Genomic DNA, 17,118 nt, shown 5'->3' with positions numbered 1-17,118 from the left:
TGATACAACTGTTTATATATAATAAGCAAATACTATCTTGATTTTTAATTTTTATTTTATAATGTCTTCTATGTGATTTATTTCATGTAAAAATAACTTTTTATTTTTATGATGATCTGGTATTTTATCATAAATTTCTTTTTTATATTTTAATATATTTGTCCATTTTTGAATAAATAATTCATTTTTATCTTTTAATAGAAGGGGACCAAACTTAATTTCATCAAACGTGTACTGTGTTTTTTCTTGTGTGTAATTTGCGACGATAATTTCATAGAAAACATTATCTTCTTTAATGATTATCTCATTAACAATTTCATAATGATTCTCACATAACCATTGTCTTACACTTTCTTCATTTACATTTGGTTGAAGAATTAATCGTTTATTTAAATGCATCAAATGACTTCCTGATTGCAAAATATCTGTAATTAACTTACCACCCATACCAGCGACAATAATTACATCACAAGGGTCTTTTTTTGATACTGTTTGAAGTCCATTCCCACATCTTGTATCGACTCTATTCTCTAAATTATAATGTTCTATATTTTTTTTAGCTTCATTAATAGGTCCTTCATTCAAGTCTGTTGCGATTGCATCATCTATATAGTTATTTAACAATAAATAGATAGGAACCAAACAATGATCAGTACCAACATCAATTACATGACGAAATGGAATAACATTTAAAGCAATTGTATTTAATCGTTTTGATATTTGAATGCACATATTATTCTTCCATAAAGTCTCTTAATTTTTTACTTCTAGAGGGGTGTCTTAATTTTCTTAAAGCTTTAGCTTCTATTTGTCTTATACGTTCTCTTGTAACACCAAACTCTTTCCCTACTTCTTCTAATGTACGTGTTCTTCCATCATCTAATCCAAAACGAAGACGTAAAACACGTTCTTCACGGTCTGTCAAGGTTTCTAATACATCATTTAATTCTTCTTTTAATAATTCATTAGATGCAAACTCATCAGGTGATATAGCATCAACATCAGCGATAAAATCACCTAAATTTGAATCATCTTCTTCACCTACAGGTGATTCTAATGAGATTGGTTCTTGAGATATTTTTAATATTTCTCTTACTTTATCAGGGGTTGTATCCATTTTTTCGGCGATTTCTGCTGGTAATGGTTCTCTACCTAATTCTTGTGTTAACTGACGTTGAAATCTTACCAATTTATTAATTGTTTCTACCATATGAACAGGAATACGGATCGTACGTGCTTGGTCAGCTATTGCTCGTGTAATTGCCTGTCTAATCCACCAAGTGGCATAAGTTGAGAATTTGTACCCTTTTGTATAGTCAAATTTATCGACAGCTTTCATTAAGCCCATATTACCTTCTTGAATTAAATCTAAAAATAACATCCCACGTCCAACATGTCTTTTCGCAATTGAAACAACTAAACGTAGATTAGCTTCAACTAAACGTTGTTTTGCTAGTTCACCACGATGAAGTGCAGCTTCATAATCTTCTATTTCTTGTTCAGTTAATAAGTCTTTATTTTCTAATTGCTCAGATACAAATTTACCATATTCAATATATTTTGCATAATCTATTTCAGCATCACCAGATAATAATTCAACTTTTCCAATTTCTTTAAGATACATTCTAACTGGGTCATTAATTTTAATACTTGTTGGTAATGCTATATCATCTGTTGAATAATTTGATTCTAAATCAATATCAATGTCTAAATAAGGATCATCTAAATCATCAGAATCGTCATCCTTAGCATCGTCTGTCTCATTTTTTTTGATTAAAACATCAATGTCAATATCTTCTTCTTCACTTTCATCAATAATTTTAATCTTCTCGGCTTTAAATAAATCTAATATATCTTCAAAGCCTTCAGGATCAATATCAAAAACACTTAGTTGGTCTTGAATATCATCATTGTAAAGAAATCCTTGTTCTTTACCTTTTACTAATAAATTGGTAATAATTTTTTGATAATCGGGATGTGCCATTTTACCACCTCATTTTAATTTTTCACCTTGATTATTTTATAATTTTCAATTATTTCTTGATAAATCTGTTTTTGCTCTTCTTCTGTATTTGTTCGTTTTAGTTTTTCTTTTAATTGCTCAACAACCTTCGCGATTAATTCATTAACAATTACCGCAAAGCACTGTTCTAAATGTATTTCTTCATAAGAACCTTTATATTTTAGAAATTTATCATAAACTTTTTTATAAAAATTTCCATATGTTTTATCCTCTTTGACATATTTTGCCAAGAAGTCTTCATAATCAAAACAATCATATATATTATAAAAATCACTAATATCATAAAACAAACGTCTATATTGTCGGTCATCAAACGATATTTTCGAATCTACATTAATTATATTGACAAACTTTCGATTATATAAGGAATAAAAGATAATTGTTTCTTGTGCCCCTAAAAGTTTCCTACTAGATGGTCGATTCTTCTCTATCGTTTTAATGATTCGTTCTTGAGCAACGACATCATAATGACTCGGTTCATTTGATTTTTTCAAATATTTTGTATATTGCGAATAATCAAATTGTAATGTTTTTAACGATACCTGAATATCATTACTTAATTTACTTAAATATAATTCCTGTTCTGTCGGAGTTGCATTTAGTATTAATTGAAATATTTTTTTCTTGAAGCCTTCAATAGAACTAATATCATTTAAGTTAATATCTGTATGAAATATTTCATACATATACTCTTTATAACTTTTTTGATGTCGATTTAAATAGTCTAAATATTGTGTTTTACCATATTGATTAAAATATTCATCAGGGTCTAACCCTTCAGGTAAATTTACGACCGATGTCTTCACATAATGTTTATTAAGACTTGTAATCGCTCTTTTTGATGCTTCAATTCCTGCTTTATCTCCGTCATAACAAATAATTACGTGTTTAGTAAGTTTTTTTAATTGATTAATGTGATCATCTGTTAAGGCAGTACCCATCGTGGCTACACTTTCAAATAACCCACTCCGATAAGATGCGATAACATCCATAAATCCTTCAAATAAAAACACACGTTTATTTTGTTTAATCGTTTTTTTTGCATGATACAAATTATATATTATGTTACTTTTTTTAAAAATCGGCGTTTCTTGTGTATTCATGTACTTAGGCTCATTTTTATTGGTATCTAAATAGCTTCGTCCACTAAAACCAACTATATTACCATATTCATCACATATAGGAAACATGATACGATTTTTAAACTTGTCATAAAAATGATTATTAGATTTAATTACATGGCCTAATTCTAACATTGATAATTCCGGAAAATGATTAGATTTTAAAGCCTGGTATAAGGAATCCGTACTATCTGGAGCTAATCCTATTTTAAATTGTTTAATTAAATCATCGTTAATATTTCTCTGATATAAGTACTTTAAAGCTATTTTACCTTCTTTAGTATTGAGTAAAGCAAATTGATAATAATCAGAAACAAATTGATTCATTGAAAAATACTTTGATTGCTCAATACTTTTATTATCGTCAAAATAGTTATCAATATTAAGATTTATTTGAGAAGCTAATTTTTTTATACTATCAAGATACGATAAATTGTCAATTTTCGAGATAAATTGAGCAACATTCCCACCTTCTCCACAACTAAAGCAGTGAAAAATTTGTTTTTCTGGCGAAACAGAAAATGATGGGGTTTTTTCACTATGAAAGGGGCATAGACCAAAATAGTTTTTCCCTTTTTTTTCTAACTTAACATAGGAAGAAACCACTTGAAGGATATCATTTCCTTTTATGACTTGGTCCACAATATGATTAGGAATAAACACCTAATGCCACCTCCTATTATTGTGTCATTATTTTAAAATTTTAATCGTTCTCTAAAAAATTCATTTAATTCTGATATTTTAATCCGTTTTTGTTCCATTGTATCTCTTTCTCTTACAGTAACTGCTTCATCATCTAAAGTATCATAATCGATTGTGATACAAAATGGCGTACCGATTGCATCTTGTCTTCTATAACGTCTCCCAATTTTTCCTGATACGTCATAATCGGTCATATATTCTTTTGAAACAAGATCATAAACAGCTTGTGCTTTTTCATCTAATTTTTTAACAAGTGGTAATACAGCTATTTTATATGGGGCTAAAAAAGGATGTAGATGAAGAACTTCACGTGTTTCACCATTTGCTAAAGTTTCCTCTTCATAACTATCAGTAAAAATCGCTAAAAATAAACGTTCAACCCCTACTGATGGTTCAATACAATAAGGAATATACTTTTCATTTGTTTGAGGGTCTAAATATTCTAAACTTTGCCCAGAATGATTGTTGTGAGCAGATAAATCATAATCAGTTCGATTAGCAATACCCCACAATTCACCCCAACCAAATGGAAATTGATATTCAATATCAGCCGTTCCTGTACTATAATGGCTTAATTCTTCTTGACTATGTTCACGAAGACGCATTCTTTCTTCTTTTATACCAAGTGATTTTACAAAATTAAAACAAAAATCACGCCAATAAATATACCATTTAGTATCTTCACCAGGTTTACAGAAAAACTCTAATTCCATTTGTTCAAATTCACGTGTACGGAAAATAAAGTTCCCTGGTGTAATTTCATTTCTAAATGATTTCCCAATTTGGCAAATTCCAAATGGTATTTTTTTTCTTGTTGTACGAGCGACATTTTTAAAATTCACAAAGATACCTTGTGCTGTTTCTGGTCGCAAATAAACAGCTGATTTTTCATCTGATAGTACGCCTTGATGCGTTTTGAACATAAGTTCAAATTGTCTAATTTCAGTAAAATTTTTCTTCCCGCAATTTGGACATACTATCTCATTCTTTTTAATATAGTCCTCAAATTCTTTATTAGACCAACCACCTGGATTTACTTCCTGATTCGTAAAATCTTCAATTAATTTATCTGCACGATGTCTTGTATTACATTCCTTACAATCCATAAGCGGATCACTAAATCCTCCAATGTGCCCAGAAGCTACCCAAACTTCAGAATTCATTAAGATTGCAGAGTCTAATCCAACATTTGTTTTAGATTCTTGATTAAATTTTTGCCACCAAGCTTTTTTAATATTGTTTTTTAATTCAACACCTAAAGGTCCATAATCCCATGTATTTGATAAACCACCATAGAGTTCTGATCCTTGATATACAAATCCAAATGATTTAGCATAATTAACGATTTTTTCCATATTTACTTTTACTTTATCCATTGTGTTTCCTCCATTAGTCTAAATAAAATACAAAAAAATTTTCTTACCTACACCTAAAAAATTAAGTATAGGGACGAAAATTATTCCCGCGGTTCCACCCTATTTACCATAATTATTATGGTCTCTTTTTTTAAAAAACACTCAAGAGTTCCTTCATTTATTATCACTATCTAGCTTCCACCTTCCTAGACTCGCTGTAAATTTTAAGATAAATTACTCTTCTCTCTCATCGTAAATACATATTATTCCAAATATATTATAGATAATAAAGTTTATTATGTCAAGAGAAATTATTATTTTTATGTCAAGTATTTTGATGAATTCGTTTTAATCCCTAAATGATACAAATAATAAGCATTTAATAAAATTCTAAGTTCATCTAAAACTGATTCATTAATGTTAAAATCATTTATTGGAATATCTTGATAAAATATTTGATATAATGTTTGTAAAGTTTCTATTGAAAAGGATCTACTTCTTGGGTCAAGACAGTTTTGACAAACAAAACCACCTTTAGAAATGTCGAAATTTGTGATATCATCTTTACTTCCACATTCGACACAATTTGTTAAAACTGGTGCTACCCCAATAAAATTCAATAGTTTGATTTCAAAGAAAATTGTCAACACTTTAATTTCTTTTTCATCTTTAGTTTCATCTATTTTTTGAATTACTTTTAACAATAAATCAAATAAATACACAACAGGTTGATGTTGTTCGATATTTTTTAAAATTAGTTCAAATAAATGATACACATATATATTTTTATTAAAGTCTATTTTTAAAGCTTGAAATGAATGAATCATTTCTCCATGAAAACAACTTGAAAGACCGTTTGTATAGTTTACATTAAAAAAAGCATGGCTTATTGGTTGAGCAATCGAAAATGTTTTACTTTTATAATGATTTGCTCCTTTTAAATATACACCAATTAATCCATGTTCTTTTGAGAAAACTTGTAATATTTTACTTTTTTCTTGATAATCACTATTTTTTATGACGATCCCTTCGATTATTTCTACCATGATTATCCCTCTTACTATCCTTTATGATAACTTCTGTACCCATTTCATTTAAATATTTCTTTTGTTTATTCTTATACGATAGATAGTCATTCACACTACCTGTATTTAAAAATTTGTCCCATGCTTCTTTTTTCATTTTCCAATTATCCTTTCTCCTATAATCTATTTATAGGATAAACAAAAATTGAAAAATTATTTATATATTTCTGTATTAATATTCATTTTCTTTATAACCAAATTCAGTTAATAGATGCTTACGATTTCGCCAGTCTTTTATGACTTTCACCCATAATTCAAGGTAAACTTTACTCCCTAATAAATTTTGTATATCTTTACGAGCAAGTGTTCCAATATCTTTTAACATGCTTCCGCCTTTGCCAATTAATATTCCTTTCTGAGAAGGACGTTCAACGACAATTGTTGCTAATACATCAATCACATGACTGTTTTCATCTTTTTTTATTTGATCGATAACAACAGCAACTGAATGAGGAACTTCTTCACGTGTTTTAAATAAAACTTTTTCACGTATTAATTCGCCAATAATAAATCGCTCTGGGTGGTCACATACCGCATCAATTGGATAATACTGTGGACCATTAGGTAAATATTTTTTAATCAATTCTAATAGATAATCTACATTATTATTATTTAACGCAGAAATTGGTATGATTTCTTTGAAATTAAATTCTTTTTGGTATAAATCAATACTTTTAAAAATATCTTCTTTTGTCATTAAATCGGTTTTATTTATTATTAAAAATACAGGTTGTTTCAGATTTTTCAAATGCTCCATAATGTAACGATTTCCTGTACTTAAACTTTCATTACCACTTATCATGAATAAAGTAATATCAACCTCATGTAGAGCTTTTAAAGCAATCTTATTTAATACTTCACCTAATTTATGTTTAGGTTTATGAACACCAGGGGTATCAATAAAGACCATTTGAGCACCTGTTGTATTGTAAATACCTTGAATTTTATTTCTAGTGGTTTGCGGTTTATCACTTATAATCGCTATCTTTTGTTTTAAAATTTGATTTAAGAATGTAGATTTTCCAGCATTCGGTCTTCCGATGATGGTAATAAATCCTGATTTGAATGTTTTATCCATTATATCTCCTACTTTTCCATGTCTTTATCTGTAAAGCCAAAAGGTAATAATTCAAATTTATTTACAATTTTGACGTCTTGTTTTAAATTCGTTAAGATGATTTCAGTATCGGCATTGACTAATTCACTAATAACTTGTCTACAAGCACCACAAGGAGAAATGACAGAATCAGTATCCCCAACAACGACCATTGATACAATATCATTTTGTCGATAACCTTGTGAATATGCTGCAAAAAGAGCACTACGTTCGGCACAATTTGATAATCCATAGGATGCATTTTCTATATTAGCACCAGTAATTACTGTATTATCTTTCATTAAAAGACTACATCCAACATGAAATTTAGAATATGGAGCATAGGCTTGTGACATAGCATTGATTGCTTTTTGAATTAATTCTTTTCTTTCCATAGAAACCTCCATTACTGTCTTTTTAGATCAAGTGCATTTAAAATATCTTCTTGTTTTTTAAACATAATTGCTTCATCCGTTTGATTTAGGTGATCATAACCAAGTAAATGAAGTAACCCATGGCAAGCTAAAAATGCTAATTCTCGTTTCTCAGAGTGACCATATTCGATGGATTGTTCCTTCATTTTTTCAATACAGATAAAAATATCACCTAAAGTCGTTATATTTGACTCATCTTGTATTATATCACTTTCTTCTGTTTCGTCAAATAAAGCAAAAGAAATAACATCGGTTACTTGATTAATCTCACGATATTCATAATTTATTTCCTTAATTCTTTCTTTTGATACATAGACAACACTTACTTCATAAAATCTATCATTGTTTTCTAATTTCATTGTTTCATTAAAAACAGATGTTATTAAATCTTCATATCCACTCATATCTTCTTCTGTTTCATTAACAAAGGCAATATCTAACAACGTCTACACCTTCTCTCTTTCAAATGTTTCGTAACGATCTAGTACTTTTTGAACAAGTGGGTGACGAATCACATCAGACACATCAAATTGACAGATGGAGATATTTTCAATATCTTTTAAAATATTAATGGCATTAATTAATCCTGAATTTACCCCTCTTGGTAAATCAATTTGTGATATATCACCTGTCACAACCATTTTTGAATTAAATCCTAACCTTGTCAAAAACATTTTCATTTGTTGTTCAGTTGTATTTTGTGCTTCATCTAAAATCACAAAAGCATCATCTAAGGTTCTACCCCGCATATACGCAAGGGGCGCGATTTCAATTGTACCCTTTTCGATTAAAACATCTGTGTTTTCAGCACCTAATGTGTCATGAAGGGCATCGTATAAGGGACGTAAATATGGATCTACCTTCTCTTTTAAATCACCAGGTAAAAATCCCAAACTTTCACCAGCTTCAACGGCTGGTCTTGTTAAAATAATTCTTTTTACATCTTGTGCTTTTAAGGAAGTAACGCCTTTAACAACTGCTAAATAGGTTTTACCTGTACCAGCAGGACCAACACCAAAAACTAGGTCATGATCATCAATTGCTTTAATATATTTTTTTTGATTAAAAGTTTTTGCGGTAATAGGTTTCCCTGTATGATGTTTACCTACAATGATTTTATTACGATAAAGTGAAATTAAGTCATCTAAATTATCTTGTTCAAGCATTCTAAAACAATACAAAATATCTCTTTCAGTAATATTATTCTCATATTTAATAATGGTTTGTAATGTACTTAAAATAGATAATAATTGTTTTCTTTTTTCCTCATCAAGTTCGTTTGAAACTAAAATAGCATCACCACGTGTAATAATTTTAGTTTTAAAATAATCTTCTAGTAACCTTAAGTTTCTATCATGAGTTCCTATAATTGAAATGGATTCTTCAATACTATTAAAGGTAAAATTAAGATTGATAAAATTACTCATTCATTGCTCTCCTTTGAAATATTGCGATATCTTCATAAGTTCTTACAAAAAAAACATAGGTATAATTTAAATCATCTTCACTCTCATTTAAACATTGAACCTCTAAAATTTTATCCCCTTCTCTAAACGATTGAGATAGTTCATAACGAATTTGTGAAGATGCAAATTGTAATGCTGATTTATTGTCATACACATTCATTATATCATTTTTTTCCAAATAATGTATTTTTTTTATTCCAATTGGTAATTTAAATGAAAATATTTGTAATTGATCAAAATTCTCCTCTTTATGATATTCTTTATAATGATTTTGACTTGATTTATATTTGATATCAAGCCCAAATAATGATAATTTCTTTTCTAAACTAATTTTGCCCGTAAATTCAGTTGTAACACTCTTTTTAGGGACAACAATTGTTTTTGTATACCATACTTCTGCGTACACATGACCATAAGCAGGAATATAAAATTCACTTTCATCTTGATTATGATATCTTAAATTACCACTGACTAACACTTCCCCTTTTTTAACATATTGATTTTGTTCAATTAGTGGAATACCTTGTGTTATTTGAAAAAACTTAACCATTCCATCTGTTTTAGCCACTAAATCTCCATAGCCTTCAATATGTTCAACTTGTTTATTAATTACACTAGGTTCTAAAATGGTAACTTTTAATAAACATCCACTTCGTTCTATGGAAATCCATTCAAAATGGTTAAATTCTTTACGTAACAATAAATTGATATCATTAATATCACTATTTAACAAGTGTACATCTAAAAAAGAAGTATAATGACGTTCAATAATAGATTTTATTTTTTCATTATCTTTAGTATATGTAGAAAATGAGATTTCTTTAATTGTAAGTGTATTTGCATACAAAATCAATAAAAAAAGAATTATTCCAATAAAAACACTTAAATGCGTTAATAACAAACGATAAATGTGTTTTATTCCTTTATAAGAGATTATTTCATAATCTACTTTATATTTATTTAATATATTTAAATCATTTTCTTGTACCTGCAAATAAAAAAAATCATGCTTTTTTTTAATGATTTTTACCTTATATGAAAATAGTTGATTAATTTTAATTAATGTTTTTTTGGGAATTTTTATTATGACTGAAAATAGAAATTTATTATTGTTTTTCATAAGCATCACCTAAGTTGATATCTAAAATTTCTCCACTAATTTCTAAAAAATATTTACTAATACTTAATAATTTTAAATTTTTTCCTTTTATAGTAATTTTAGACAACTTTATGAATTCATCATCAATTTCATAAATTTCTTGATAATTTTGAATATATATTTTATTTCTATTAATGACTGTAATTTTTTCGACATTCAAAAACATTTCATCATTAACATTTTTAAGTTTGGAGAAGACCTGAGATAGTTTTTTCATTTTTATCACCTAAATCATTATATGAATAATTTAAGTTCAATAAAACAAAAAAACCTCAACAAATAGCTAAAATCAGTTATCAATTGAGGTTTTCATTATTTTAAACCAATAGATATGGATAAAAGAATCAAAATACCAACAAAAATTAAGGCTAATAAACGATGTTTCATATTACCATTTTTTGCCTTAGGGATTCCCACAATAAATGAACAAGCAAATCCAGCGAGTAACGCAGCAACTAGAGAAATAAGACTCCATGAATCTCCCAATACAAGAATCATAAAAAATAAAAACATGTTAAAGTATAGAATTCGTTTAAATGAATTAGCTAAAAATCTTCTATATAAGATTACAACATAGATAAACGAACCGACAAAAGTATAAACGATTGGTGTAAAACCTACTGGATAGGTTTGATAATTGCTAAAAGCAAATAAAATCGAATTAGTAAAAAGCATCGTCATTAAAATAATACCTAAATATCTGATTGAACCATATATTTTTTCTAAACGAATACCAAAGGAAAGTATGAGAAATAAGCTAATCACTATGGAAAATAGATTATAATCATATAAATTATTCGTTAATAATGTATGAAAATAATGTTTATCAATATTTTCTCGAGTTAAAACAATATAAGAACTTATATTAGGTATATTGTGAAATATAGAAGAATATAAACTTAAACAATAGGCTGAAACAATTAATATAGATAGAACAATATTAACTGTATATTGTTTTTTATTAAAAATGGAACTTATCTTTTTAGCATAAGCAACACTTAATGCATTTAATTTAATTGGTAAAGCTTGAAAACTTATATTTAATGGATAATCACTTAAATCAGGATAAACTTGTTTAATAATATCATTTGTATATAAATTTTCTTTCTCAGTTACATTAATGAAATCAACATTTTTGGGTATATCAATTTTAGAAAAATCAAGACTACAATTAGTTGCTACTATTAAAAAGCGTTGGTTAAATAGAAAAAAGTTTTTACGCAATCTTTTTTTAATAATATTTAGTTTATCTAATAATGTATCAATATTAACATCATTTATTAAAGGTGCTGAGTAAATATAAACGATATTATAATAATCATGATTAAAATTTTCTAATATTTTTTCTTCAAAATTAAAAATAGTGTATTCTTCTTTATCTAGAAAATAATGCACGAGGTTTAATGAATAATTTTCAAGTTCTGTATTTTCAATCACAAATGAACTTGACATACGTTTCATATTCATAGATTTCACCTACTTAATTAATTTTATATTGTTTACGACATTTATCTAAAAATGAAGTAAAATAAGTCGGAAGTGGTGACTCAAATTCTAAAAATTCATTGGTTTTAGGATGAACAAAACCTAATATGGCAGCATGAAGAAATTGTCCATGTTTTCCTATCACTTTACGTGGTCCATATTTTTCATCACCTACTAAAGGAAAGCCAATATATTTTAAATGAACCCGTATTTGATGCGTTCGTCCTGTTTCTAATTTACAACTAATAAGGGTATAAGGACCAATTCGTTCTATGACTTCAAAATGGGTAACCGCATTCCGGCCTCCTGGAATAACCGCCATTCTTTTACGTTCGTTTTTATCACGACCTATAGGGGCATCTATCGTTCCTTTATTATGTTTAATAATACCCTGACACAATGCATAATAAACTCGTTTTGTCGTTTTATCTTTAAATTGTTGAGCAAGAAACTGGTGTGCCTGGTCATTTTTAGCCATGATTAGAAGTCCAGATGTATCTTTATCAATTCGATGAACAACACCTGGACGACATATCCCATTAATACCAGATAAATCATCACAATGATAAAGAGCAGCATTTACTAAAGTTCCTGATAAATGTCCATTAGCAGGATGAACAACCATACCACTTGGTTTATTGATGACAATGACATCTTCATCTTCATAATAGATATCTAAAGGGATATTCTCAGGTTTGATTTCTGATACTTCAGGGTCTTTGACTTTGATAGAAATAAAATCTCCCCAATTTACTTTATAACTAGGTTTTTCTATTTTTTTATTGACCCTTATTAAGTCTTCTTCTAACATTTTTTTTATTTTATTTCGTGAAAAATCACTAAATTGACTAGATATTAACTTATCTAATCGTTCATTTGCATCTTCTTCTTGTACAATATATACTAAAGTTTCCAATATATCACCATTATTCTTTTAAAATAATCACTGAAATAATAAATCCAATCATTCCAAGTGTTAATAGTACATCCGCTATATTAAACACCGGAAAATTATATCTGAATATGTAAAAATCAAAAAAATCGATTACTTCCTTACGAAAGAGTCGGTCAATCATATTTCCAGCTGCACCGGCAACAATAAATAGCATAGATATTGTGTAAATTTTTTTGTTAACTAGATCGCCATCTTTAAATAAAAAGTAAGTAAATAATACGACTGATAAAATCGAAATAATCGATAGTAATGCGGTTTGATCCTTTAAATTTCCCCAAGCAGCTCCTGTATTTCGAATCGAGGTAAGATGAAAAAAACGATCAATTACAACAATAGATTGTCCTTCACTCATATATTTGATAACTAATAATTTGGTTATTTGGTCAAGAACAATAAGTCCACTTATGATTAATATATAAATTACCATAAAAACCTCCATTTATATATATAATAATTTAATGTAATAATATACTTTTATAAGTATGAATGACAAAACAAGAGCTTCGATATACAAATAATGATAAACATATTTTAATTTAAGTTTATTCTTTTGTAAATGGTAAGTACCATACTGTTTATGGACATAGTTAAAACTAAAATAATAAATTAAAATGGTACAAATTACAACAATCAAAATAAACAATCGTTCAGAAATATAAGCAGATAAAAATAAATTAACAAAAAACGCAATAGTTAAGGTCTCAATAAACAAAACTAATAAGCGAGTCAAATTTAATATGTCCCGAAAACTTTTATTCTGATAGGTATTTTTATATATAGATTTAATTATTTTGCCCATAATGTTCCGTTAAGTAATTAATCGCATCATCTAAAGTTTTCACAGGGACAATGATTATATCTGAATTCATAATTTCTTTTGCTTTTAAGGCGTCTTTATAATTATTGTGTACAGCTTTATCATTACCACCAAGATAATCAATATCTGGAGCAAAAAAAATATCAACATTGGCCTTACAAGCACCAAAAACTTTTTGATTGATACCGCCAATAATACCAACATTCCCTTGTACATCTATAGTACCTGTACCAGCTATTTTTAATCCATAGGTTATATCAACAGGGGTTAACATATTATAAACACTTAATGTTTGAATTAGCCCAGCAGAAGGACCATAACCAGTTGTATCAATGATATTAAAATTTGGATATGAATGGGTTGAATCAAAGATATAGTTACTATAGGTATATACTCCTAATATACAATTGTCATTTTTATCCTTTTCTTTTTGTATATTTAATGTGATTTCTTTTTCATCTCTTAAAACAGTAATGTAAAATGATTCGTTACATTCTATACTTTTCAATTCATTACTTAATTTATCATAATTAGTTATTTCTGTGTTATTAATTTTGACAATGATATCCCCAACTTCTAGAATTTTATAAGCAGGTGAATCCATGAGTCGATAAATAATCACCTGTCCATTTTCGGTATAATGAATCTCTTTATTAGCAGTATCATAAGCTGCGATTAAAGAAGTATTAATTGAATTTAACTTTTGTAGTCGGTCCTGTTTAGTTATTTCTGCGATTGGTATTTTTCTTTCTACTTTACCCATTTCACGAATTTCAGCTTTATTATTTAATTTTGCCAATAAGAATTGAAAAGGACTTGGTTTTGTTACAACAGATACATAAGATGAATTAAAGGAACCACTTGATGGGTAAGACTGTTCAATTTCCACAAATTCTTCAGCACTGTTAACACCGCCAGGTAAATATAATTCATAGGGCATTGGGTAAAGAAAAAATAACATTAATATTCCATAAAGAAAACCATATAAAATAATACCTTTAAAATGATCTTTTAACCAATTCATTTAAATCGCCTACCTCTTAGTCTTTATCAATCTGAGTTGTTATATTTATATTGATTTCATCAAATAAACGGTATTTAATTTGACTTGAATCAAACATTCTTTTAGAAGCAATAGTTGAGTCTGTATTATAATATTTATCTTCAAAATAAATGACTTCTTTTATACCGCTTTGAATAATTAATTTAGCACATTCATGACATGGAAATAAGGTAACATACATCTTACAATTTTTTAAATTTGATGTTGAATTTAATATAGCATTCGGTTCAGCATGTACCACATAAGGATATTTCGTATCTAGCCATTCTCCATCTCTATCCCAAGGATAATCTGAATCACTACACCCAATAGGTAATCCATTATAGCCAATACCTACAATTCGATTATCAGCATTAACAATACATGCACCAACTTGAGTATTCTCATCTTTACTTCTATTTGCAGATAAAAGGGCTATTCCCATAAAGTATTGATCCCATGATATATAATCTTTTCGCATCCTATCACCTCGTATAATGTAATTACAGTCATAATTTGCTGTAATTACAAATTTTATATTATAATTATATTTAATAACTAGTAGACTATTTTCTGTCACCTTACAGCTTATAAGACTGTTTAATTGAGTTTATAGCTACAGCTTTATTTAATATGTTAATGAGTTAGTTACAGCGAATAGACTGTTTATCAATAGCGAGGTTACATTTATAAAGTTTGTAGTGACACGCTACTAGTAATTGTTATTTATATGGGAGGATTTATATATCATGATTTATGTAGGTATTGATGTTGCTTCGAAAAAACATGATTGCTTTATTACTGATCACAACGGAGTAGTTCCCTGTGATGTATTTACGATTACTAATGATATTGAGGGTTTTAAAAAACTCTCTAAAGTTATTAATGACTTTAAAGAGTTAGTTAATGATAATTATGTGTGTATAGGATTAGAGTCTACAGGGCATTATTCTAAGAACATACTGAATTATCTTTTTGACCAACAATTTGATGTTTACTTATTTAATCCACTTTTAACCAGTATGGCTAAGAAAGCTTCATCTGTTCGTAAAACTAAAACAGATAAAACCGATGCAAAAGCCATCTGTAAATTTCTACAAGGAAATTGGAAAGACTTCCAACCCTATACAAGAAAATTATACCATGCCGAAGAACTAAAGTCATTAACACGTCACAGAATTAGATTAACTAAAGAGATTTCTCAAACTAAAATTCAATTATCTAATCTAATTGACTATGCTTTTCCAGAATATAAAACTGTATTTAGTAACTTATATATAAATTGTTCATTAGAATTATTAAAAACCTACTCTATTCCTTCTGTAATCAAAAACACACGTATAGATGCGTTATCTAATCTTCTTAAAAAGCATTCTAAGGGCCATCACTATTTAACCACTGCGAAATTAATTAAACAATTAGCGAAAGAATCTATTGGCGATGATGCTTCATATTATGCTTTTGAAATCCGATTAATTGTTGAGAAAATTCAGTTTTTAAATTCACAACTAGATCAATACGATAACTACATAAAAGAAATAATGGATAAACACTTTTCTATAATTCTTTCTATTCCTGGCGTTGGATATACAACAGGAGCAATATTAATTGCCGGTATTGGCGATATTTCATTATTTTCTAGTGAAGATAAACTAGTTGCTTTTATTGGTGCTGAACCATCTATTTATCAATCTGGTGAATTTGAATCTAGTAATTCGAAAATGTCAAAACGAGGCTCAAAATACATGCGTTATGCAATACATCATGTATCTAATAGAATCATTCATTCAGATGAAAAATTCTCTAAATATTATCAAAAAAAGATTAATGAAGGTAAACACCATTTTGTTGCATTAAGCCATGTAGGAAAGAAAGTTATAAGAACCATATATTCTATATTGAAATATAATACAGCTTATGTAACTAAACATTAACATATTAAATTATCAAAGATCTAAAACTCAAAGTTCCTTGAGTTCTTTTTAGCATACTTATTTATTTAGAAAATATTTTTTAAAATTTTTATTAAAAAACACTTGCATTCTAAATAGTTAACTCATTATTAATGATTATATCATAAATTAAGAAGGGTTAAAACAATATATTTATTTTATTACATTCAAGAAAACCTCTTATCAAAAGGATAAGAGGTAAACGATTATAAAACTTCAAGAACTTTATAACCTGTTTCTGTGACAGCATTTTTTAATTGACTATCTGATACACCTTCATTTGTTTCTACAACTGCTTGTTTTTCTTCTAAACTAACGTCCACTTGAATGACACCATCTACTTCCATCAAGGCATTTTTTACATGCATTACACAATGTTTACAAGTCATTCCTTCAATTATTAATTTTTTTTTCATTATTCATTTC

General features: G+C 27.9%; 19 protein-coding genes and 1 other annotated feature. Of the genes, 1 reads left to right on the top strand and 18 read right to left on the bottom strand.

The window, feature by feature from the left end; all coding sequences use genetic code 11:
• Positions 1–51: 51 nt before the first annotated feature.
• The 17 genes from KHQ81_05585 to KHQ81_05505 form a co-directional block, all read right to left on the bottom strand.
• The gene (locus tag KHQ81_05585; GenBank protein QVK19171.1) at positions 52–732 is read right to left on the bottom strand and encodes an SAM-dependent methyltransferase; all 681 of its coding nucleotides are present in this window, start codon (positions 730–732) and stop codon (positions 52–54) included.
• Between the two features lies 1 nt (position 733).
• Positions 734–1,984 carry an RNA polymerase sigma factor RpoD gene (gene rpoD / locus KHQ81_05580; GenBank protein QVK19170.1) on the bottom strand — a complete coding sequence of 417 codons (1,251 nt, stop codon included), beginning with the start codon at positions 1,982–1,984 and terminating at the stop codon, positions 734–736.
• A 14-nt stretch (positions 1,985–1,998) separates the two neighbouring features.
• Complete coding sequence (gene dnaG, locus KHQ81_05575; protein QVK19169.1) at positions 1,999–3,807, bottom strand: DNA primase; 1,809 nt, start codon at positions 3,805–3,807, stop codon at positions 1,999–2,001.
• Between the two features lie 32 nt (positions 3,808–3,839).
• Positions 3,840–5,222 (bottom strand): glycine--tRNA ligase, encoded by a 1,383-nt coding sequence (locus KHQ81_05570; protein ID QVK19168.1) that lies wholly within the window; start codon positions 5,220–5,222, stop codon positions 3,840–3,842.
• A 66-nt stretch (positions 5,223–5,288) separates the two neighbouring features.
• Positions 5,289–5,461: a binding site (T-box leader), on the bottom strand.
• 60 nt (positions 5,462–5,521) lie between these two features.
• Positions 5,522–6,247, bottom strand: a complete 726-nt coding sequence (gene recO, locus KHQ81_05565) for a DNA repair protein RecO (GenBank protein QVK19167.1) — start codon at positions 6,245–6,247, stop codon at positions 5,522–5,524.
• Complete coding sequence (locus KHQ81_05560; GenBank protein QVK19166.1) at positions 6,210–6,383, bottom strand: hypothetical protein; 174 nt, start codon at positions 6,381–6,383, stop codon at positions 6,210–6,212. The genes recO and KHQ81_05560 overlap by 38 nt, the downstream gene beginning before the upstream one ends.
• 75 nt (positions 6,384–6,458) lie before the next feature.
• Positions 6,459–7,367 carry a GTPase Era gene (gene era / locus KHQ81_05555; protein QVK19564.1) on the bottom strand — a complete coding sequence of 303 codons (909 nt, stop codon included), beginning with the start codon at positions 7,365–7,367 and terminating at the stop codon, positions 6,459–6,461.
• Positions 7,368–7,372: 5 nt separating this feature from the next.
• Positions 7,373–7,777: a cytidine deaminase gene (cdd, locus tag KHQ81_05550; protein QVK19165.1), complete on the bottom strand. Its 405-nt coding sequence runs from the start codon at positions 7,775–7,777 to the stop codon at positions 7,373–7,375.
• Positions 7,778–7,788: 11 nt separating this feature from the next.
• Positions 7,789–8,220, bottom strand: a complete 432-nt coding sequence (gene ybeY, locus KHQ81_05545) for an rRNA maturation RNase YbeY (GenBank protein ID QVK19563.1) — start codon at positions 8,218–8,220, stop codon at positions 7,789–7,791.
• A gap of 42 nt (positions 8,221–8,262) precedes the next feature.
• Positions 8,263–9,243 (bottom strand): PhoH family protein, encoded by a 981-nt coding sequence (locus KHQ81_05540; GenBank protein QVK19164.1) that lies wholly within the window; start codon positions 9,241–9,243, stop codon positions 8,263–8,265.
• A complete protein-coding gene (locus KHQ81_05535) occupies positions 9,236–10,402 on the bottom strand; it encodes a sporulation protein YqfD (protein ID QVK19163.1) in 1,167 nt (388 codons plus the stop codon). Before KHQ81_05535 ends, KHQ81_05540 begins: the two co-directional genes overlap by 8 nt.
• Positions 10,389–10,658, bottom strand: a complete 270-nt coding sequence (locus KHQ81_05530; GenBank protein ID QVK19162.1) for a YabP/YqfC family sporulation protein — start codon at positions 10,656–10,658, stop codon at positions 10,389–10,391. Before KHQ81_05530 ends, KHQ81_05535 begins: the two co-directional genes overlap by 14 nt.
• Positions 10,659–10,753: 95 nt before the next feature.
• Entirely contained in the window at positions 10,754–11,908 is a 1,155-nt protein-coding gene (locus tag KHQ81_05525) for a rhomboid family intramembrane serine protease (GenBank protein ID QVK19161.1), read from the bottom strand.
• A gap of 13 nt (positions 11,909–11,921) precedes the next feature.
• Entirely contained in the window at positions 11,922–12,842 is a 921-nt protein-coding gene (locus tag KHQ81_05520; protein QVK19160.1) for an RluA family pseudouridine synthase, read from the bottom strand.
• Positions 12,843–12,852: 10 nt separating this feature from the next.
• Entirely contained in the window at positions 12,853–13,308 is a 456-nt protein-coding gene (gene lspA, locus KHQ81_05515) for a signal peptidase II (protein ID QVK19159.1), read from the bottom strand.
• Between the two features lie 355 nt (positions 13,309–13,663).
• Positions 13,664–14,722 (bottom strand): PDZ domain-containing protein, encoded by a 1,059-nt coding sequence (locus KHQ81_05510; GenBank protein QVK19158.1) that lies wholly within the window; start codon positions 14,720–14,722, stop codon positions 13,664–13,666.
• 16 nt (positions 14,723–14,738) lie between these two features.
• Entirely contained in the window at positions 14,739–15,221 is a 483-nt protein-coding gene (locus KHQ81_05505; protein QVK19157.1) for a dCMP deaminase family protein, read from the bottom strand.
• Between the two features lie 268 nt (positions 15,222–15,489).
• Here KHQ81_05505 and KHQ81_05500 point away from each other — a divergent pair, with 268 nt between their 5' ends.
• Positions 15,490–16,674: an IS110 family transposase gene (locus tag KHQ81_05500; protein QVK19156.1), complete on the top strand. Its 1,185-nt coding sequence runs from the start codon at positions 15,490–15,492 to the stop codon at positions 16,672–16,674.
• A 224-nt stretch (positions 16,675–16,898) separates the two neighbouring features.
• Here the strand turns inward: KHQ81_05500 and KHQ81_05495 are convergent, their stop codons facing one another.
• A complete protein-coding gene (locus KHQ81_05495; protein ID QVK19155.1) occupies positions 16,899–17,108 on the bottom strand; it encodes a cation transporter in 210 nt (69 codons plus the stop codon).
• Between the last annotated feature and the right edge of the window lie 10 nt (positions 17,109–17,118).

This window comes from Mycoplasmatota bacterium (genome assembly GCA_018394295.1).
GTDB lineage: Bacteria > Bacillota_I > Bacilli_A > Haloplasmatales > Haloplasmataceae > JAENYC01.
This window is presented reverse-complemented; position numbering and strand designations above follow the sequence as displayed.

Excerpts from the sequence above, each read along its gene's own strand:
- KHQ81_05570 (QVK19168.1), bottom strand. The coding sequence starts at position 5,222 with ATGGATAAAGTAAAAGTAAATATGGAAAAAATCGTTAATTATGCTAAA.
- KHQ81_05500 (QVK19156.1), top strand. The coding sequence starts at position 15,490 with ATGATTTATGTAGGTATTGATGTTGCTTCGAAAAAACATGATTGCTTT.
- ybeY (QVK19563.1), bottom strand. The coding sequence starts at position 8,220 with ATGAGTGGATATGAAGATTTAATAACATCTGTTTTTAATGAAACAATG.
- rpoD (QVK19170.1), bottom strand. The coding sequence starts at position 1,984 with ATGGCACATCCCGATTATCAAAAAATTATTACCAATTTATTAGTAAAA.
- recO (QVK19167.1), bottom strand. The coding sequence starts at position 6,247 with ATGGTAGAAATAATCGAAGGGATCGTCATAAAAAATAGTGATTATCAA.
- KHQ81_05560 (QVK19166.1), bottom strand. The coding sequence starts at position 6,383 with ATGAAAAAAGAAGCATGGGACAAATTTTTAAATACAGGTAGTGTGAAT.
- KHQ81_05505 (QVK19157.1), bottom strand. The coding sequence starts at position 15,221 with ATGCGAAAAGATTATATATCATGGGATCAATACTTTATGGGAATAGCC.
- KHQ81_05525 (QVK19161.1), bottom strand. The coding sequence starts at position 11,908 with ATGAATATGAAACGTATGTCAAGTTCATTTGTGATTGAAAATACAGAA.
- KHQ81_05495 (QVK19155.1), bottom strand. The coding sequence starts at position 17,108 with ATGAAAAAAAAATTAATAATTGAAGGAATGACTTGTAAACATTGTGTA.
- KHQ81_05535 (QVK19163.1), bottom strand. The coding sequence starts at position 10,402 with ATGAAAAACAATAATAAATTTCTATTTTCAGTCATAATAAAAATTCCC.
- KHQ81_05585 (QVK19171.1), bottom strand. The coding sequence starts at position 732 with ATGTGCATTCAAATATCAAAACGATTAAATACAATTGCTTTAAATGTT.
- KHQ81_05540 (QVK19164.1), bottom strand. The coding sequence starts at position 9,243 with ATGAGTAATTTTATCAATCTTAATTTTACCTTTAATAGTATTGAAGAA.
- lspA (QVK19159.1), bottom strand. The coding sequence starts at position 13,308 with ATGGTAATTTATATATTAATCATAAGTGGACTTATTGTTCTTGACCAA.
- KHQ81_05530 (QVK19162.1), bottom strand. The coding sequence starts at position 10,658 with ATGAAAAAACTATCTCAGGTCTTCTCCAAACTTAAAAATGTTAATGAT.
- cdd (QVK19165.1), bottom strand. The coding sequence starts at position 7,777 with ATGGAAAGAAAAGAATTAATTCAAAAAGCAATCAATGCTATGTCACAA.
- KHQ81_05510 (QVK19158.1), bottom strand. The coding sequence starts at position 14,722 with ATGAATTGGTTAAAAGATCATTTTAAAGGTATTATTTTATATGGTTTT.